Origin of the sequence: Tsukamurella ocularis, from assembly GCF_024807615.1 — a bacterium.
Taxonomy (GTDB): domain Bacteria; phylum Actinomycetota; class Actinomycetes; order Mycobacteriales; family Mycobacteriaceae; genus Tsukamurella; species Tsukamurella ocularis.
Map to the genome: position 1 here is coordinate 797810 of NZ_JANUCJ010000002.1, position 17440 is coordinate 815249.

Consider the following 17440-nt stretch of genomic DNA (forward strand, 5'->3'; position numbering starts at 1 on the left):
GCCGACCTCTCGCGGGAGTTTCTCACTGCGCAGCGGGTTGCAACCTCCGCTTGTGCGAGAAGCTCCCGCGGGAGCTACGACACCGCCGGTCCGCACACGCGACGGCGTCTACAGCGCGTACCGCATCAGGACGCGCGTGAAGCCGTTCAGCACCGATGTGGTGTCCATGACGTACTCGAATCCCGCCCGCTCGAAGAGCGCGCGCGTGCCGACGTAGGCCATGGTCAGATCGACCTTCGCGCCCTGATTGTCGACGGGGTACGCCTCGACGACGGCGGCGCCGTTTGCACGCGCGAAGTCGACGGCACCGGCGACCAGCTCGTGGCTGATCCCCTGCTTCCGGTGTCCGGGGCGCACCCGCACGCACCACAGCGACCACGGGTCCTCGTGCCCGTCGACCTGCGGGATGCGGCGGTTCGTCGCGCAGCTCGTATCCGTCCGCGGGTGGATCGCGGCCCAGCCGACGGGTTCGGCACCGTCGTACGCGAGGACGCCGGGAGGCGGGTTCTCCGCGCAGAGACCCCGCACCCGGTCGAATCGCTCGGGCCCGCGCAGGGCCTGGTTCTCCTTCGAGCCGATGCGGTAGGAGAGGCAGAAGCAGTTGCTGGAGGTCTGCTTCTTGGGGCCGAGCACGGCCGCGACGTCCTCAAAAACGCTCGCCGGCCGCACCTCGATGACGCTCATGCGGCCCAGGCTAACTCAGCGCACTGACCAGCGGTCCTCGATCCGCCCGTAGCGCCAGATCAGCAACGCGACGGCCCATACCGCGACGAACAGGCCGACGATCACGAAGCCCGCGTAGTCCAGGTCGATCGAGGCGACCCAGCTGAGCGGACCGGACTCGACGTGCGCCCGCTCGGCCAGCACGCCCAGCAGTTCGACGGTGCCGATCGCCAGCGCCACGGCGACGGACAGCGAGGTGATCGTGATGTTGTAGTAGACCTTCCGTACCGGCTTGGCGAAGGCCCAGCCGTAGGCGGCGTTCATGAAGACGCCGTCGATGGTGTCCAGCAGCGACATTCCGGCCGCGAACAGCACCGGCAGCACGAGGATGCAGTAGAAGGGCAGGGTGAACGCGGCCATGCCGCCGGCGAGCACGAGCAGCCCGACCTCGGTCGCGGTGTCGAAGCCGAGGCCGAAGAGCACCCCGATCGGGTAGATGTGCCAGGGCTTGCGGACCGACCCGGAGACCCCGCGCAACAGGCGGTTCATGAGGCCGCGCTTGTTCAGCCGGTCCTCGAGCTCGGCCTCGTCGTAGCGCCCGGTGCGCATGTCGCGGAAGACCTTCACGATGCCGATGAGCACCACCAGGTTGATGATGCCGAGGATCCACAGGAACACGCCGGAGACGGAGGTGCCGATGAAGCCGAGCACCGTCTGCATCGTCGAGTTCTCATCCTCTACGGGGCCGACCAGGGCGCGGACGCCGAGCGCGAGCAGAGCGGCGAGCCCGAAGACCACGGTCGAGTGACCGAGCGAGAACCAGAAGCCGACCGACAGCGGCCGGCGCGGGTTGCGCTCCCCCGCCGCGATCCTCCCCTCGCGGTCGGCCAGCAGCTTCCGCGTGGTGTTGTCGATCGCGGCGATGTGGTCGGCGTCGAAGGCGTGGCGCAGGCCGAACGTGTAGGCCAGCAGGCCGATGCCGACGGTGAACTCGCCGCCGTCGCCGATCCGGTAGTGGCCGGGCGCGATCAACAGGATGAGGGCGCCGAAGCCGACGACGTGCAGCGCGACCACGGTCGCGGTCATCCCGAACAGCGACCGCCGGTCGCCGGAGCCCAGGGCGGTCCATGCCGTCCGCAGCCGGTCGATGGTACTCGATGTGGTCATGCCGGTGTCCTCCACCCTCAGTACTTTCGCAGGTTCATGGGCGCCTGTCCGGTCCATCGGGATCGGAGCAGCGCGATGACCGCGTCGAACAGGCCGGCCAGCTCGGCGGTGTCGTCACCGAGGCAGCGGAGTACGAAGCCGGGGCCGGCGAGCGCGGTGAGCCCGCTCCGGACCGTCCCGGCGGTCTCGGTGAGCGAGTGCACCTCCTCGAGCAGGTCCTCGTCGATGCGCGGGTCCACTGTGGTCAGCGATCCGACGTGCGTGTACCCGTCGAGGAAGCCGATGCCGGACGGGTCGGCGCGACCAGGCTCGATGAGCAGGTTGTCCACCGCGAGCAGCTCCCCGCCACGGTGGATCTCCGTGCGCATGCGCAGCTCGTCGTACCGGAACCGCGCACCGTCGGGCGACCATCCGGGCGTGATGATCTCGGCCAGGACGAGCGAGGCCGACGGATCGAGCTCGACGACGCACGTCTGCCGGTAGGTGGCCTCTCGGTACAGGATCAGCGCGTCGGGCACGTACTCGAGGACGGCGCCGGCGCCGAGCCGGATCCGCATGTGCTGCGCGGCACCGCCGCCGGGCGTGCGATACACCTTCGTCGCCGACTGCGTGGTCACGACAGCGCGGGCGTCCGCCTGGAGGTCGATGTCGATCGCGTAGGTGTCGCCGCGCAGGCACCCGCCGCCCGGGTTCACCACGTGGTAGGTGACCTGCCCGGAATCGTCGAGGTACATGGGTCGCAGGGTTTGCAGGGTGCCGGCGTGCCGCTGCGCCACGGCGACGGTGCGCTGCCCCCGCGGTGCGAGGGTCAGCGCGAGTTCGCCGGTGAGCGCGGGCACGACGGCACCGCTCACGCGAGGTCGAGCATGAGGACGTCGCGGCGGATCCACTCCAGCACGCCGTCCAGGCCCTCGTCGGTCTTGAGGTTGGTCATGCAGAACGGGCGGTCGCCGCGGAACACCTTGGAGTCGGCGGCCATGACGGACAGGTCCGCGCCGACGTACGGCGCGAGGTCGGTCTTGTTGATCACGAACAGGTCCGACTTGATCATGCCCTGGCCGGCCTTGCGCGGGATCTCCTCGCCCTGCGCCACATCGATGAGGTAGATCGAGAAGTCCACCAACTCGGGGCTGAAGGTCGCGGAGAGGTTGTCGCCGCCGCTCTCGATGAACACGATCTGCAGGTCCGGGTGCGCCGCGATCAGCCGCGACACCGCGGCCTCGTTCATCGACGTGTCCTCGCGGATGGCGGTGTGCGGGCAGCCGCCGGTCTCGATCCCCACGATGCGGTCGCCGGGCAGCACGCTGTTACGCGCCAGGATCTTCGCGTCCTCGGTGGTGTAGATGTCGTTCGTGATGGCGGCCATCGACACCTCGCCGGCGAGGTGCCGGGTGATGCGCTCCACAAGCTGCGTCTTGCCCGCGCCCACGGGGCCGCCGACACCGATCCGGATCGTCGTCATGGAATCTCCTTCTAGCTCATGAACATCCGCGCCCGCTGGCGCCGATGCCGCATCTGTGCGATCTCGAGTCCGGGCGATGCGGCGCCCAGGTCGTCGTCGGTCAGGGTCATCGCGGTGGCGACGGCGTCGGCCACCACGTCGTGCATCGAACGCTGCACCCGCTGCCCTGCAGTCTGACCGATCGGGATGGCGCGCACGGCGTTCTGGGTCAGCGACGTGACGGCGGCGAAGACGTGCGCCTCGATCGCCGCGGCGGGCGGAGCGTCCACCGCGTGAGCGAACAAAGCGAACGCGACGGCGGGATGCCCGTGGCAGCGGCCCGCGTCGAGCTCGGCAAGGTAGTCGCCGAGGAAGGACTCAGGCGCGACGACAGTGCCGACTTCAGCGGTGCGCCTGCCGATCGTGCCGGCCGCGGTCCGCACCTGCTCGGGCAGCGTGAGTGCCGCCAGCAGTCGGTCGAGCCGCCAGACGGCATCCAGGTCGCCGAGGTGCAGGGCGTCGTAGACCATCCGGATGGCGAGGCCGTCCGTGTACGCGAGCTGCCGGGAGACGTACGCGCGCAGCCACGCGGCGAAGGTGCCCTCGTCCGCGATGGTGCCGTCCGCGAGGTACGCCTCCATCCCGAAGGAGTGGCTGAACGCACCCGTAGGAAGCGCGGAATCGCTGAGCTGCAGGAGCGGCAGCAGGTACCCCGGCGACGCCCCGGCCCCGATTGAACACCGTTCCTGTACTCCGCGAACTGCGCTTTCGCTGACCGAAACGGTGTTCAATGCGTGTGCTCCGCGTGGCGGAAGGGCGTCGGCAGGACGCGGTCCTGTCGCGCGAAGGGCACGCCGTGGTGGGCGAGGTAGTCCTCGACGGTGTGGTCGTACTGCACCACCATCACCTCGGCGCCGTACTCGGAGTCGGCGTCGAAGAACTGCGCCTGCAAGTGGCGGTTGCCGAGTCCATGTGCGGTGCGGCCCATCTCGGCGATCGTGCGCGGAGCGATCACGAGCACATCGGTCGCCAGTACCTGCACGGCGATGATGTTGCGCTCGTCGCGGTGCAGGATGTCGCCGTCGCGCAGGTCGCCATCGGGCCCGACGGGTGCGGCCAGGCGCAGTCCGATCTCCCGGTCGTGGTCGGTGCGCACCCGCTGGATCCGCTTCACCAGGTCGGCCCCGGCGAGCGGCACCCGCTCGACGTGCACGGCGTCCAGTTCGACGGGGTCCAGGTCGGCGAGGTTGCCGGAGACGGTCTCGATGATCACTTCTCGCCTCTCAGAACAGGAAGTAGCGCTGGGTCATGGGCAGGGACGACGCGGGCTCGGAGCGGACGGGCGTCCCGTCGACGGCGACGACGTAGGTCTCGGGGTCGACGGTGATGTCGGGCGTCGCGCCGTTGTGCGGCAGGTCCTGCTTGCGGAGTGTGCGGATGCCCCGGACGGGCAGGGTGCGCTTGCGCAGCCCGAGATCGCCGGCGACGCCGGATTCCGCTGCCGCGGTGGAGAGGAACGTGATCGCGGCGTCGTGCACTGCCTGACCCATCGAACCGAACTGCGGGCGCATGGTGCGCGGCTGCGGCGTCGGGATCGAGGCGTTCGCGTCGCCCATGAGGGCGGTGGCGATCTGGCCGCCCTTGATCACCAGGTCGGGTTTGACTCCGAAGAAGGCGGGGTTCCAGAGCACGAGGTCCGCGAACTTGCCCTCCTCGACGCTGCCGACGTACTCCCCGATGCCCTGCGCGAGCGCCGGATTGATCGTGTACTTGGCGACGTACCGCTTGATTCGCGCGTTGTCGCCGCCCTCTGGATCCCCGCCCAGCGGTCCACGCTGGCGCTTCATCGAATCCGCGAGTTGCCAGGTGCGGGTGATCACCTCGCCGACGCGTCCCATGGCCTGGGAGTCGGACGAGGTGATGGAGATGATGCCCATGTCGTGCAGCACGCCCTCGGCGGCGATGGTCTCGGGGCGGATCCGTGAGTCGGCGAAGGCCACGTCCTCGGGGATATCGGCGTTGAGGTGGTGGCACACCATGAGCATGTCGAGATGCTCGACGATCGTGTTCTCAGTGAACGGCAGCGTCGGATTCGTCGACGCGGGAAGCACATTCGGGTGCCCCGCGATCGCGATGATGTCCGGCGCGTGGCCGCCGCCCGCGCCCTCGGTGTGAAAGGTGTGGATCACCCGGCCGTCGATGGCGGCGACGGTGTCCTCGAGGAAGCCGCACTCGTTGAGGGTGTCGGTGTGGATCGCCACCTGGACGTCGTACTCGTCGGCGACCCGGAGCGAGTTGTCGATGGAGGCGGTGGTCGAACCCCAGTCCTCGTGCACCTTGAGGCCGATCGCGCCGGCGCGGATCTGCTCCGCGAGCGGCTCCGTGGCGCCCGCGTGGCCCTTGCCGAGCAGTCCGATGTTCATAGGGACGTCGTCGAGCGCCTGGAGCATGCGGGCGATGTGCCAGGGCCCGGGCGTCACGGTGGTGGCGTTGGTGCCCGCGGCCGGGCCGGTTCCGCCACCGATCATGGTGGTCACGCCAGAGTTGAGCGCGGTGTCGATCTGCTGGGCGCTGATGAAGTGGATATGCGTGTCGATGCCGCCGGCGGTGAGGATCCGGCCCTCCCCCGCGATGATCTCCGTGGCGGCCCCGATGGTGATGGTGATGCCGTCGCTGATCTGCGGGTTGCCGGCCTTGCCGATGCGGAGGATGTGGCCGTCGCGCAGCGCGACGTCGGCCTTGACGATGCCGGTGTGGTCGATGATGAGCGCGTTGGTGATCACGGTGTCGGGGATGTCGTGCTCGCGCGTGAGCACGCCGTTCTCGCCCATGCCGTCGCGGATCACCTTGCCGCCGCCGAAGACGACCTCCTCGCCGTAGACGGTGAGGTCCTGCTCGACGACGGCGAAGAGCTCGGTGTCGGCGAGACGCACGGCGTCGCCGACCGTCGGTCCGTACAGGTCGGAGTACTCGCGCCGGCTCAGTTCGAAGCTCACTGCTCTCCCCCGTTCCCGGCACCGTCGAGCGGGCCGTTGACGCGGTTGGCGAGGCCGTGGACCTCGCGGGTTCCCGCGAGGGCGACGAGACGCACCGTCTTCCCGTCGCCGGGCTCGAACCGGACGGCGGTCCCCGACGGGATGTCCAGACGGTGCCCGTACGCCTCGTCGCGGTCGAAGTCGAGGGCGCGGTTGACCTCGGCGAAGTGGAAGTGCGAGCCCACCTGGATGGGACGGTCGCCGGTGTTGACGACGCGGACGGTGCGCGTGGTCCGGCCGTCGTTGCAGACGATCGGCGTGGACGCGAGACGGAACTCTCCGGGGATCATGGCGCGCCTACCGGATCGGGTGGTGGACGGTGACGAGCTTGGTGCCATCGGGGAACGTGGCCTCCACCTGCACGTCGTGGATCATCTCGGGCACGCCCGCCATGACGTCGTCGCGGGTGAGGATCGTGGACCCGTAGGCCATGAGATCGGCGACGGTGCGGCCGTCGCGGGCGCCCTCGACCAGCTCGTACGTGATGATCGCGACCGCCTCGGGATGGTTCAGCTTGAGCCCGCGGGCCTGGCGACGACGCGCCAGGTCCGCGGCGACGACGATGAGCAGTTTGTCCTGCTCGCGGGGCAAGAGGTGCATGAGAATTCACTCAAATCCCTTGCCCCGGCGGCAGTCAAGCCAGATCGTCAGGCGCAACAGGCTGGAAACACGAAGTTAACGTCGCCCGCTGAGGCCGCCCACGCGGGGCGGGGTGGCCGGTGTTCCCGACGGCGGATCGGTGGGCTCGTCGAGCCGGTACCGGATCAGCCTGGAGCTGTTGAGCACCACCGCGACCGAGGAGGCGTTGTGCAGGATCGCGGCCAGGACGGGCGAGAGAGCGCCGCCCGCGCCGACGAGCAGGCCGACCGAGTTGACCGCGATCGACATGCCGTAGTTCTGCCGGATCACGTCGACGGCCCTCCGGCCGAGATCCACGACGTCGAGGACGTTGCGGAGGTCGTCCCCGGCGAGCGCCACGTCGGCGGTCTCGACCGCCACGTCGGTCCCCGCGAGGCCCATCGCGATCCCCACATCCGCCGCCGCGAGCGCGGGCGCGTCATTGACGCCGTCGCCGACCATCGCGACCACATGGCCCTCGTCCTGGAGCGCCCGGACTTCGGCCAGCTTGTCCTCGGGCATCACTTCCGCACGCCATCGGGTGATGCCGAGTTCGGCGGCGATCGCGGCCGCCGTCGCCGGATGGTCGCCCGTGAGCATGACGACGGTGTCGATGCCCGCCGCCGCGACGGCGGCGAGGGTCTCGGCTGCCTCGGGGCGCACCTCGTCACGCAGGCTGACGAGGCCGGTGAGGGCACCGTCCACCGCGAGGAGCAGCGGCGTCTCGCACTCGGTGCGGAGCCGGTCGACCCAGCGCGCGGCGTCGACTCCGACGGCCACGCCGTGCTGTTCCAGGAGCGCCGGACTGCCCAGCAGGAGCACGCGGCCGTCATCGGCCTGGGTTCGCATGCCCAGCCCGACGATGACCTCGCACTCCGCGTGGCTGGGGATCTCGATGTGCCGCTCCTCGGTAGAGCGAATAACGGCCTCCGCCAGTGGGTGCCGGGAGTGGATCTCGGAGCTGGCCGCGTGCGCGAGCACCTGCTCCGGCGTCCAGTCGTCACGGAACGAGACCACGTTGGTGACCACCGGGCGTCCCGTGGTCAGCGTGCCGGTCTTGTCGAAGACCACCGCGGTGACCGAGCCCGCCGCTTCGAGGTGCGAGCCGCCCTTGATGAGGATGCCGCGTCGCGCCCCGTTCCCGATAGCGCCGCTGATCGCCGTGGGTGTCGACAGGCCGACGGCGCAGGGACAGGCGATCAGCAGCATCGTCATCGCACGACGCAGATCCCGGGTCAGAAGGAGGGTGAGTCCGGACAGGAGGAACGACCCGGGGACGAAGCGGCGGGAGAAGTTGTCTCCGACGGTCTGGATCGGCGCCCGGTCCCGTTCAGCCTCCTCGACCCGCTCGATGATGCGTCCGATCGCAGTGTCGGCGCCGACTGCCGTGGCGCGCACGACGAGGCGGCCGGAGACGACCACCGCTCCCGCGTGCACCGTCGCGCCCGGCTCGATGGTGACGGGGAGCGTCTCGCCGGTCAGCGCGGCCTGGTCCACGACGGCGAGCCCGTCGACTACGACGCCGTCCACGGGCACCGCCACGTGATCGTGCACGATGACGACGTCGCCGACGTCGAGCGCGTCGATCGGGACCTGCACTTCGGCACCGTCGTCGAGCCGCAGCCATGCTGAATCGGTGTTGCCGCGCAACAGATCCGAGATCGCCCGCCGGGTTCGGCGGAGCGTGAGGTCCTGGAGGAACTCGCCGATGTTGAGGAGCCACAGCACCGTCAGGGCGACGACGTTCTCGCGCAGCAGGAGGCTCGCGATCGTGGCGGCCGAGACGAGAGCGTCCGTGCCGGCCCGTCCGCCGCGCAACGACCGCAGCGCGCCACGCAGGAACGGGTAGCCGGTGAAGACGGTGACCGCGGTCGCCGCGGTCCGCGTCCCGGGTCCGAGGAGCGGCGGTCGGCGGAAGCCGTAGCGACGGAGTCCGAGGAGCACGAGGGCGGTGGCGCCGAGACCCATCCGGAGCAGATCCGCATTGGTCACGTCGGCCGAGTGCGGCGCGTGCCGGGCGACGAGGGAGGCATCAGCGGCAAGGCCCTCCGCGGCGGCGTCGGCGATGCGCGCGGGATCGACGTCGCTGCGATGCCAGACCACGAGGGACCCCGTGTGGCTGTAGGCGTGGACCGCTCGCACCCCGGGGATCGCCAACACCGCGTCCTCGACCGCAATGCGACGCTGCGGTGTCGCTCCGACAAGATCATCGAGCACCCAGCGCAGCCGGCCCGCCGCTCGCGAGACGACACGGCCCGCCGGCTCGGACAATGTGGCCATCAGTGGTCGTGGTCGTGCGCGGCACCGGTAGCCGGTGGTGTCGACTCCTCGCCGACCCGCTCCTTGGCCTCGGCCAGGATGTCCGCGGCGTTCAGTCGCACGTTCTCGGCGACCTCTTCGGCCTTACGGCTGCCCTTGAGCCCCAGGGCCGTCGCGGCGACAGCGCTCTCGCGCAGCGGCGCCTTGGCGAGCGCCTTCTTCGTGGCCTCGTACGCCGCGGCGCCGACGAGGCCGGTCACGAGCGCGGAGCCCGCCTTGAGCAGTACCGCTTGAACCGCCATCGGATCGTCCCTTCGTCGGGCAGCGACATCACGCCACCTATCGAACATCATTTCCAACAGCGTACCGCGTGCGAGGGGACCGACGGAACGTAACGCACAACACGGAGGGCTGCCCCGGTCGCGAGCGGAACGCGTCGGTGCGCGTCAGCCCTGCGGAACCTTCACCGCCAGCACGGGGCAGGTCGCGTCGAGCAGGATCCGCTGCGCCGACGAGCCGAACAGCAGCTTGCCCGTCGCGGTGCGGTGCTTGATCCCGATCACCAGGACAGAGGCGTCCAGGGCGGTCGCGGCGTCGACGACGCCGCCCACCGGGTCCTTCTCGAACTCCTTCGGGCGTTCGATGGTGACGGTGAGACCGCGGGCGGTGGCCTCCGAGAGGTCGGGGGCGTCACCGTCGAGCAGGAAGACGACGATGGGCTCCCCGGGCCTGCGCTCCGCCTCGTTGTAGGCGGCCTGGAGCGCGGCGGCGCTCTCGGGGGTGGTCGAGTGGGCGACGAGGATCGTCATGTCAGATGTCCTTTCCGGTGCGGGCGGTCACGACCTGGCGCGCCTTGATGAGCAGCACGGCGATCAGCAGGGCGTAGAGGGTGATCGAGATCGGCGAGGAGACGAAGACCGAGTAGTCGCCGTCGGAGGAGAGCAGAGCGTCGCGCAGGCTGGTCTCGGCGAGCGGTCCCAGCACCATGCCGATGAGCAGGGGCGCGATCGGGATGTCGTAGCGCTTGAAGACGAACGCGAGCAGGCCGATCGCGAGGAACAGCAGCAGGTCGAACATCGTCGGCGAGGTCGCGTAGATGCCGAGGCCGCAGAAGACCACGATGCTGCCGTAGAGGTACGGGGCCGGGATCAGCAGCAGCTTCGCCCACAGCTGCGCGAAGGGCAGGTTGATGATCAGCAGCACGACCATCGCGATGAAGAAGCTGGCGAGCAGCGCCCACACCAGGTCCGGCGAGTTGTCGAACAGCAGCGGCCCGGGCTGCAGGCCGTACTGCCGGAACGCGGCGAGCATGATCGCGGCGGTCGCTGAGACCGGGAGACCCAGCGAGAGCAACGCTCCCATCGCCATGCCGGTGGTCGAGTTGCCGGCGGCCTCCGGCGCGGCGAGGCCGCGGATCGCACCCTTGCCGAACATGGGGAACTTGCGGCGGCGGTCCAGGCGGCGCTCCACGTCGTAGGCGAGGAAGGTGGGGACCTCCGAGCCGCCGACGGGGATGACGCCGAAGGGCAGGCCGATCGCGGTGCCGCGGCCCCACGCCGGGAGGGCCTCGGTGAACTCCGCCTTGGAGAGCCAGGCGCGGCCCGCCTTGGCGCCGAGCGCCTTCGGGGCCGGATCGCGGCGGAAGCGCCCCGCGACGATGATGATCTCGCCAAGGGCCAGCATGCCGACGGCGACGATCACGAGCGAGATCCCGTCGAAGAGGTTCGCAGAGCCGAAGGTGAAGCGCTCGGTTCCGGAGATCTGGTCGATGCCGACGGTGGCGAACACCAGGCCCATCACGAGGGACGCGAGCCCCTTGATCACCGATTCCGAGACGACGGAGGAGATCGCGCCGAAGGCGAGCAGCGACAGCGCGAAGTACTCGGCCGGGCCGAACTGGGTGGACAGGTCGGCCATGAACGGGGCGAGGAAGACGACGAGGACCGAGGCGATCATGCCGCCGATGAACGCGCCGATCGCCGCGGTCGCGAGTGCCTGGGGCGCGCGACCGTTCTTCGCCATCTGGTGGCCCTCGAATGTCGAGGCGATCGACGAGGCCTGCCCCGGTGTGTTCATGAGGATCGCCATCGTCGAATCGCCGAAGAGGCCGCCGAAGTACACGCCGGAGAACAGGATGAACGCCGCGGTCGGGTTGAGCGCGAAGGTCATCGGGAGCAGCAGCGCCACCGCCATCGACGAGCCGAGGCCGGGCAGCACGCCCACCGCGGTGCCGATGAGGCAGCCGATGACGACCCACATGAGGTTCGACGGCGAGAGTGCACCGGCGAACCCGTCGAGCAGGAGTCCGAACTGGTCCATGGTTACAGTCCTCCCAGGATTCCGGACGGGAGCGGGACGTCCAGCAGGACGCCGAAGATCAGGAAGACGAAGCTGGAGAGCAGCAGCCCGACGGACGCGTCGAAGAGCGGCCGCTTGCTGTTGAAGGCCCGTGTCACGCACCAGAACAGGAGCGCGGCGGCGAGGATCCAGCCGAGCACGTCGAGGAGCACCGCGAAGGCGATGAGTCCGCCGATGAGCCAGCCGGCGGCGGCCCAGTCGGTGTAGGTGCGGAACTTCGTCTCGGACCGCGCCAGCTCATCCGGGTTGCGGACGAAGTGCACCGCGAGGGCCGCGGCGAGCGCGTACCCGACGATCGCGAGCAGCCACGGGAAGAACGTGGGGCCGGGATTGTCGTCGGACTGCACGTCCATGGTGAGGTTGCCGATCACCACCAATGTGCTGGCGACGGCGAGGATCGCCGGGACGACGAGCGCGCCGAGGCCGTTCCCGGTGCCCTTCGCCGCGGCGTCCGCTTCTTCTGCCTGCGCTGTCATTTGCCCAGCTCCTTGTACAGGCCGGCGATGACGTGATCCTCGTCGGCGATGAAGGTGGTGAGGCCCGGCCCTTCCAGCCAGGCCCGCGTCCACTTGTTGTTGCGCTCGGCGTCGGCCCAGTCCTGCGTCCGCATCACCTCGTCGAAGACGTCGCGGATGTTCTTGACGTCGGCGGCGGTGATGTCGGGCGGGCCGAACAGAGCACGCCAGTTCGCGAGCGTCACGTCGTAGCCGAGCTGGCGGAGCGTCGGGAAGTCCACGCCGTCGATGGGCTCCTTGGCCGCCATGGCGAGACCCCGCAGCCGGCCGGACTGGATCTGGTCGATGAGGTCGGCGTAGCCGGAGAAGGCTGCCTTCGCGGTGCCGGTGACGAGCGCCTGCGCCACCTCGCCGCCGCCGGCCTTGGGGATGTACGTGGTGTTCTTCGGGTCGATCCCGGCGGCCTTGGCGAACTGCGCCATGACGAGCTGATCGAAACTGCCGCCACCGGTGAACGGGATGGAGTGGGGGTTGCTCTTCCACGCCGTGACCAGCTCGTCGACGGACTTGTACGGGGAGTTCGCGGGCACGACGAGCACGTCGTACTCCTCGAAGATCCGCGCGATCGGGGTCACGTCGGTCATCTTCACGGCGGACTTCGTCTGCTGGACGCCCGCGACGAGACCGGTGCCGCCGACCATGACGACGTCGGCGCGGCCCGGCATCGAGTGCAGGCGGGAGAGTCCGATGGTGCCGGCGGCGCCGGGCACGTTGACGACCTGGATGTTGGTGGCGATCTTCTGTTCCCGCATGATCGCCTGCGCCTCGCGCATGACGAGGTCCCAGCCGCCGCCCGCCCCGGCCGGCGCGATCAGCGTGGCCTTGTTGCGGATATCGGCGGAGAGGCCGCCGCGTTGGAAGGAGTAGAAGACCGCCATGGAGACCACCACGACGACGAGGATCGCGTAGATGACCAGTGCGACCATGTTGCGCTGTCCCGGTGGACTTTTCGTCCGTCCCGCTTCGTCCGAGCTGTCCGTCACGACCGTGGCCTCCTCGTCGAGCTGATGAGGACGCCAGATTATCGACGCACCAACGGTGTATGACGAGAACGGAAAATCTCAGTAAAGAGCAGAATGCGCGAAACGCGCAGAACTCCCTCACCTCAGTGGGTCCGTTGCCCCGCAGCCGATTCCGATCAGCGATCGAGCCAGTGGTCCACGTCGATTTCGCGGGCGTCGCTCAGCGCCGAGACCTGGCAACTGAAACCGACCACGGTGCGGCCGTCGTCGAGCCGCACCGAGCCCAGGGTCATCGGGGCGGGCAGTCGGGTCAGGAAGGTCCCCAGCGCGGCGGGCGCGAGTCGCCAGAGCTCGCCCCGGATGCCACGGCCGTGATCGGGCTCGTGGACGAGGCCCGGCTTGGGCGGCGTCGTCGCCAGTTCGACCAGCCGGTACTCGCCTGCGGTCCGGATCTCCCCCGCCCAGTACGCCCCGAGCGAGGTCAGCTCGTGCTCGAGCGGTTGGCCGCGCAGGTGCGCGCCGAAGACGGCCAGGTCGACGACGCCGGCGAGGCCGAGATTCCACGGTGCCACGGGCGGCGCGCCGGTGATCCGAGCGGCGAGGTCGAGCGCGACCCCGTCGTGCCCGGCGGGCGCGAGCACCGTGACGCCGAACTGCGCGCCGTCGGCGGTCTCCCCCGCCGGGACGGCGACGCCGCACAGGTCGAGGAGGTTGCAGAAGTTGGTGTACGTCCCCATCTCGGAGTTCACCCCGACCGGGTCGGCGGCCACCTCGGCGAGCGTCGGGTGGCGCGGCGCGGTGGGCACCATGAGCCCGGCGAAGCCGTCGAAGAGCGCGGTGGCCCGCGCGGCGATGGCGCGCAGCTCGGCCTGGTCGGAGGCCAGACGGTGCGCGGGAACGTCGCCCGAGGCGCGCACGATGCCGGCCACCGTCGGATCCAGTCCCGCGCCGTCGTCTGCCGCGGTGACGAATTCCCCCACCGCGCTGTACCGCTCGGCGACGAGTGCGCCGTCGTAGAGGAGCTTAGCGGCGGCGAGCAGCTCGGAGACGTCGACGGGTTTGACCCGCAGCCCGACCGCCTCGGCGCGGGCGACGGCACCGTCGAAGGCCTCGTGCCAGGAGGCGGGCAGGGCGGGGAGCTCGGCGGGGATAGCGAGCGCCGCGTCGGGCGCGGCGGCGAACGGGGTGTCGGCGGCCCACGGCCGGGTGCCCGTGGAGCCCATGACCGCCATGGCGCGGCTCGCCGTGGCGACGTCACGGGCGAAGACCGTGACGCAGTCGTAGGAGGCGCACGCGGGCACGACGCCGTCGGTGCTGACGGCGCCGATCGTCGGCTTGATGCCGACGATGCCCTGCAGCCCGGCGGGCACTCGGCCCGAGCCCGCGGTGTCGGTGCCGATCGCGATGTCGGCGTAGTCGAGGGCCACGGCGACGGCGGAGCCGGAGCTCGATCCGCCGGAGATGCGGTCGGGTCGCCGGGAGTCGCGCACCGCACCGTAGGGGCTGCGGGTGCCGACGAGGCCGGTGGCGAACTGGTCGAGGTTGGTCTTGCCGAGCACCACCGCGCCGGCGGCGCGCAGGGCGGCGACCGGTGCCGCATCGATCTCAGGGCGGTAGGCGTAGCCGGGGCAGGCGGCGGTGGTCGGGAGGCCCGCCACGTCGACGTTGTCCTTCACTGCCAGGACGACCCCCGCGAGCGGGCCGCCCGCCGCGAGCGACGCGGCGTACTCGGCGGCGACGTCCGCCTCCGGCCGCAACGCGAGGAAGACCTCCGGGCGGTCGTCCTCCGCAATGCGTCGGTAGATGTCGGCGATGCGGGTCATGCTGCGCTCCTCGTGAACTCACCGGCGGCCGCCCAGCGGCCGCGCTCCTCGTCGCGGGCGATCTCCATCGCGGACCGCACCCGCGCGATGTCCTCGGCCTCGCGGGCCAGGAACGCGCGGTGCGCGGAGAGCGAGAAGGATCCGGGCGTGATGTCCACCGAGCCGCGGCCGGCGGCCGTGTCGGCGCGCACGTCCGCGAGCTCCTCGGTGCTCACGGGGTACCAGCTGATCCGGTCGAAGTGCCGCAGCAGCCAGGGGTGTTCGGGCTCGAAACCGCCGGCGGTGAGCGGGTGTCGGTGGTTCCAGACCTGGGTGGTGCGGCCCACGAACTGGTAGCCGCCGGGTCCCTCCATGCCGTAGATGCACAGGTACGCTCCCCCGATGCCGACGGCGTTCTCTGGTGTCCAGGTGCGGGCGGGGTTGTACTTGGTGGTCACCAGCCGGTGGCGCGGGTCGAGCGGGACGGCCACGGGCGCACCGAGGTACACGTCGCCGAGGCCCAGCACGAGGTACGAGGCGTCGAAGACGATCCGCTGCACGTCCTCGACCGAGCCGAGGCCGTTCATACGGCGGATGAACTCGATGTTCCAGGGGCACCACGGCGCGTCGCCGCGGACGCCGAGGACGTACCGCTCGATCGCCTCGCGGGTGCTCGGGTCGTCCCAGGACAGCGGCAGGGAGACGGTGCGGCTCGGCACGATCATGTCGTCGGCAGCGGGGAGCTGCGATTCCGCCTCGCGGATCCAGTCGAGGGCCGCGGGCTGGCTCAGCGCGGTGGGGTCGAACTTCACCTGCAGGCTGCGCACGCCGGCGGTGAGATCGATCAGCCCCCGCGGCGATTCGGCACGCAGCCGCTGCTCCAGCGCGTGGACGCGCGCCCGCGACTCCAGGTCCAGCGTCATGGCGCCGTACTCGACGAGGATGTTGTCGTCGCCCGAGCGACGGTAGGTGATCGCGGTCTCGCCGTCGGCCGTCATGGACCTCGCCAGGATGCCGTCGTCGGCGTCGCCGCCCGCCGACAGCACAACGGGCAGGTTCGCGCGCCGTGCGCTGCCCACGGCGCCGGGCGAGGCGGCCGTCGAGGCGCGCACGGGGACGAACCGCACGGCATCGCCGGGGCGCAGCTGCCCCAGCTTCCAGCGGTCGGCGGTGGTCACCGTGACCGGGCAGACGAAGCCGCCCAGGCTGGGGCCGTCGGGGCCGAGCAGGATCGGGGTGTCGCCGGTGAAGTCCAGTGCGCCCACGGAGTACGCGTTGTCGTGGACGTTCGACGGGTGCAGCCCGGCCTCGCCGCCGTCGGGGCGGGCCCACTCGGGCTTGGGGCCGATGAGCCGGACGCCGGTGCGGTCGGAGTTGAAGTGCACCTCGTAGGCCGTGCCGTAGAGGGTCGCGATGTCGGCGTCGGTGAAGTACTCGGGGGCGGAGTGCGGTCCGACGGTGACCGCGAGCTGCCACTGGGTGGTGAACGCGGGGACCTCGTCGTCGAGGATGCGGCGCGGGGCGGTGACGGCGGTGCCGAGGGGCAGTTCGTCGCCGGCGGTGAGGGTCCGGCCGTCGTGGCCGCCGAACTTCCCCAGCGTGAACGTCGAGGCGCTGCCGAGGTACTCGGGCACCGTCACGCCGCCGCGGACGGCGAGGTACACGCGCATGCCGAGCGAACCGGTGGCGCCGACGGCGAGCTGCTGCCCGGGACGGAGCTCGACGGGGGCCCAGGTGGGGACGGGCGTCCCGTCGACGGTGACGGTGACGGGCGCGCCCGTGACCGCGACGGTGGTGGCCTCGTCGACGGTGACGGCGAGCCCGCCGAGGGTGCACTCGAATCCCGGTGCGCCCTCGTCGTTGCCGACGGCCAGGTTGGCGAGGCGGAAGGAGAGGTCGTCCATCGGGCCGGACGGCGGGACCCCGATCGACCAGTAGCCGGCGCGGCCGGGCCAGTCCTGCACGGTGGTCATCGGGCCGGGGCGGACGACGGTGAGGGTGGTCATGCGGCGGCCTCCGAGATCTCGAGCTCGACGGCGGTGGGGTCGAAGCCGTTGCAGGGGTTGTTGATCTGCGGGCAGTTGGAGATCAGGACCAGGGTGTCGATCTCGGCGCGCAGCACCACCTTCTTTCCCGGGGCGGAGAGACCGTCGACGATGCCGAGCGTGCCGTCGGGGTCAACGGGGACGTACATGTAGAAATTGACGTTGCCCACCAGGTCCCGCTTGCCGAGGCCGTGCCGGCTGCCCTCGATGAGGAAGTTCTCGACGCAGGCGTGCTGATGCTTGGTGTGGTGGCCGTAGCGCAGCGTGTTGGACTCCTGCGAGCAGGCGCCGCCGAGGGTGTCGTGGTGGCCGACCTCGTCGTCGACGATGGTCATCATCGGCCGCGACTCCTGGTCGCGGATCACGGTTCCGGCGCCCAGAAAGATGCTGCCCTGGCCGAGGATCGTCTGCTGGGCGCTGTAGCGGACGGTGTGGTCGTGCGCGCCGTAGAAGAGAGTGTCGACGGCCTGGTTGCCGTGCAGGTCGGTCATGGTGAGGGTGTGGCCGGCGGGGACGATGCCCGACCAGGGCGCCCGCGGGGTGACGGTGGCGATCATGGTTGGTCCTTCGGTCGG

At 70.4% G+C, this 17440-nt stretch carries 18 protein-coding genes; all 18 read right to left on the minus strand.

All coding sequences use genetic code 11. The features are described 5' to 3' along the window. Positions 1 to 108 precede the first annotated feature (108 nt). Positions 109 to 684, minus strand: a complete 576-nt coding sequence (locus HNP44_RS09905) for a GNAT family N-acetyltransferase (protein ID WP_259139846.1) — start codon at positions 682 to 684, stop codon at positions 109 to 111. A 15-nt stretch (positions 685 to 699) separates the two neighbouring features. Next, on the minus strand, positions 700 to 1830 hold the full coding sequence (locus HNP44_RS09910; protein WP_259139845.1) for a HoxN/HupN/NixA family nickel/cobalt transporter: 1131 nt from the start codon (positions 1828 to 1830) through the stop codon (positions 700 to 702). 17 nt (positions 1831 to 1847) lie between these two features. Beyond that, a complete protein-coding gene (locus tag HNP44_RS09915; protein WP_259139843.1) occupies positions 1848 to 2684 on the minus strand; it encodes an urease accessory protein UreD in 837 nt (278 codons plus the stop codon). Then, positions 2681 to 3292 carry an urease accessory protein UreG gene (gene ureG, locus HNP44_RS09920; RefSeq protein ID WP_259139841.1) on the minus strand — a complete coding sequence of 204 codons (612 nt, stop codon included), beginning with the start codon at positions 3290 to 3292 and terminating at the stop codon, positions 2681 to 2683. The genes HNP44_RS09915 and ureG overlap by 4 nt, the downstream gene beginning before the upstream one ends. Before the next feature lie 11 nt (positions 3293 to 3303). Beyond that, positions 3304 to 3912: an urease accessory protein UreF gene (locus HNP44_RS09925; protein ID WP_259139840.1), complete on the minus strand. Its 609-nt coding sequence runs from the start codon at positions 3910 to 3912 to the stop codon at positions 3304 to 3306. Between the two features lie 146 nt (positions 3913 to 4058). Continuing rightward, positions 4059 to 4544: an urease accessory protein UreE gene (gene ureE, locus HNP44_RS09930; protein WP_259139837.1), complete on the minus strand. Its 486-nt coding sequence runs from the start codon at positions 4542 to 4544 to the stop codon at positions 4059 to 4061. Between the two features lie 10 nt (positions 4545 to 4554). Further along, positions 4555 to 6267 (minus strand): urease subunit alpha, encoded by a 1713-nt coding sequence (ureC, locus tag HNP44_RS09935; protein WP_259139836.1) that lies wholly within the window; start codon positions 6265 to 6267, stop codon positions 4555 to 4557. After that, positions 6264 to 6596, minus strand: coding sequence for an urease subunit beta (locus HNP44_RS09940; protein ID WP_259139835.1), 333 nt, complete (start codon positions 6594 to 6596; stop codon positions 6264 to 6266). Before HNP44_RS09940 ends, ureC begins: the two co-directional genes overlap by 4 nt. Before the next feature lie 7 nt (positions 6597 to 6603). Continuing rightward, positions 6604 to 6906, minus strand: a complete 303-nt coding sequence (locus tag HNP44_RS09945; protein WP_259139834.1) for an urease subunit gamma — start codon at positions 6904 to 6906, stop codon at positions 6604 to 6606. A 75-nt stretch (positions 6907 to 6981) separates the two neighbouring features. Further along, positions 6982 to 9204, minus strand: coding sequence for a heavy metal translocating P-type ATPase (locus tag HNP44_RS09950; protein WP_259139833.1), 2223 nt, complete (start codon positions 9202 to 9204; stop codon positions 6982 to 6984). After that, positions 9204 to 9485, minus strand: coding sequence for a DUF1490 family protein (locus tag HNP44_RS09955; RefSeq protein ID WP_068524855.1), 282 nt, complete (start codon positions 9483 to 9485; stop codon positions 9204 to 9206). Before HNP44_RS09955 ends, HNP44_RS09950 begins: the two co-directional genes overlap by 1 nt. Positions 9486 to 9629: 144 nt before the next feature. Beyond that, positions 9630 to 9992 carry a universal stress protein gene (locus tag HNP44_RS09960; protein WP_259139831.1) on the minus strand — a complete coding sequence of 121 codons (363 nt, stop codon included), beginning with the start codon at positions 9990 to 9992 and terminating at the stop codon, positions 9630 to 9632. Position 9993: 1 nt separating this feature from the next. Continuing rightward, positions 9994 to 11502: a tripartite tricarboxylate transporter permease gene (locus HNP44_RS09965; RefSeq protein ID WP_259139830.1), complete on the minus strand. Its 1509-nt coding sequence runs from the start codon at positions 11500 to 11502 to the stop codon at positions 9994 to 9996. Positions 11503 to 11504: 2 nt separating this feature from the next. Further along, on the minus strand, positions 11505 to 12017 hold the full coding sequence (locus tag HNP44_RS09970) for a tripartite tricarboxylate transporter TctB family protein (protein WP_259139829.1): 513 nt from the start codon (positions 12015 to 12017) through the stop codon (positions 11505 to 11507). Next, a complete protein-coding gene (locus HNP44_RS09975) occupies positions 12014 to 13039 on the minus strand; it encodes a Bug family tripartite tricarboxylate transporter substrate binding protein (protein ID WP_259172095.1) in 1026 nt (341 codons plus the stop codon). Before HNP44_RS09975 ends, HNP44_RS09970 begins: the two co-directional genes overlap by 4 nt. 155 nt (positions 13040 to 13194) lie before the next feature. Beyond that, on the minus strand, positions 13195 to 14841 hold the full coding sequence (gene atzF / locus HNP44_RS09980; protein WP_259139827.1) for an allophanate hydrolase: 1647 nt from the start codon (positions 14839 to 14841) through the stop codon (positions 13195 to 13197). Next, positions 14838 to 16826, minus strand: a complete 1989-nt coding sequence (locus HNP44_RS09985; RefSeq protein ID WP_259139826.1) for a 5-oxoprolinase/urea amidolyase family protein — start codon at positions 16824 to 16826, stop codon at positions 14838 to 14840. Before HNP44_RS09985 ends, atzF begins: the two co-directional genes overlap by 4 nt. Then, entirely contained in the window at positions 16823 to 17422 is a 600-nt protein-coding gene (locus tag HNP44_RS09990) for an urea amidolyase associated protein UAAP2 (RefSeq protein ID WP_259139825.1), read from the minus strand. The genes HNP44_RS09985 and HNP44_RS09990 overlap by 4 nt, the downstream gene beginning before the upstream one ends. Between the last annotated feature and the right edge of the window lie 18 nt (positions 17423 to 17440).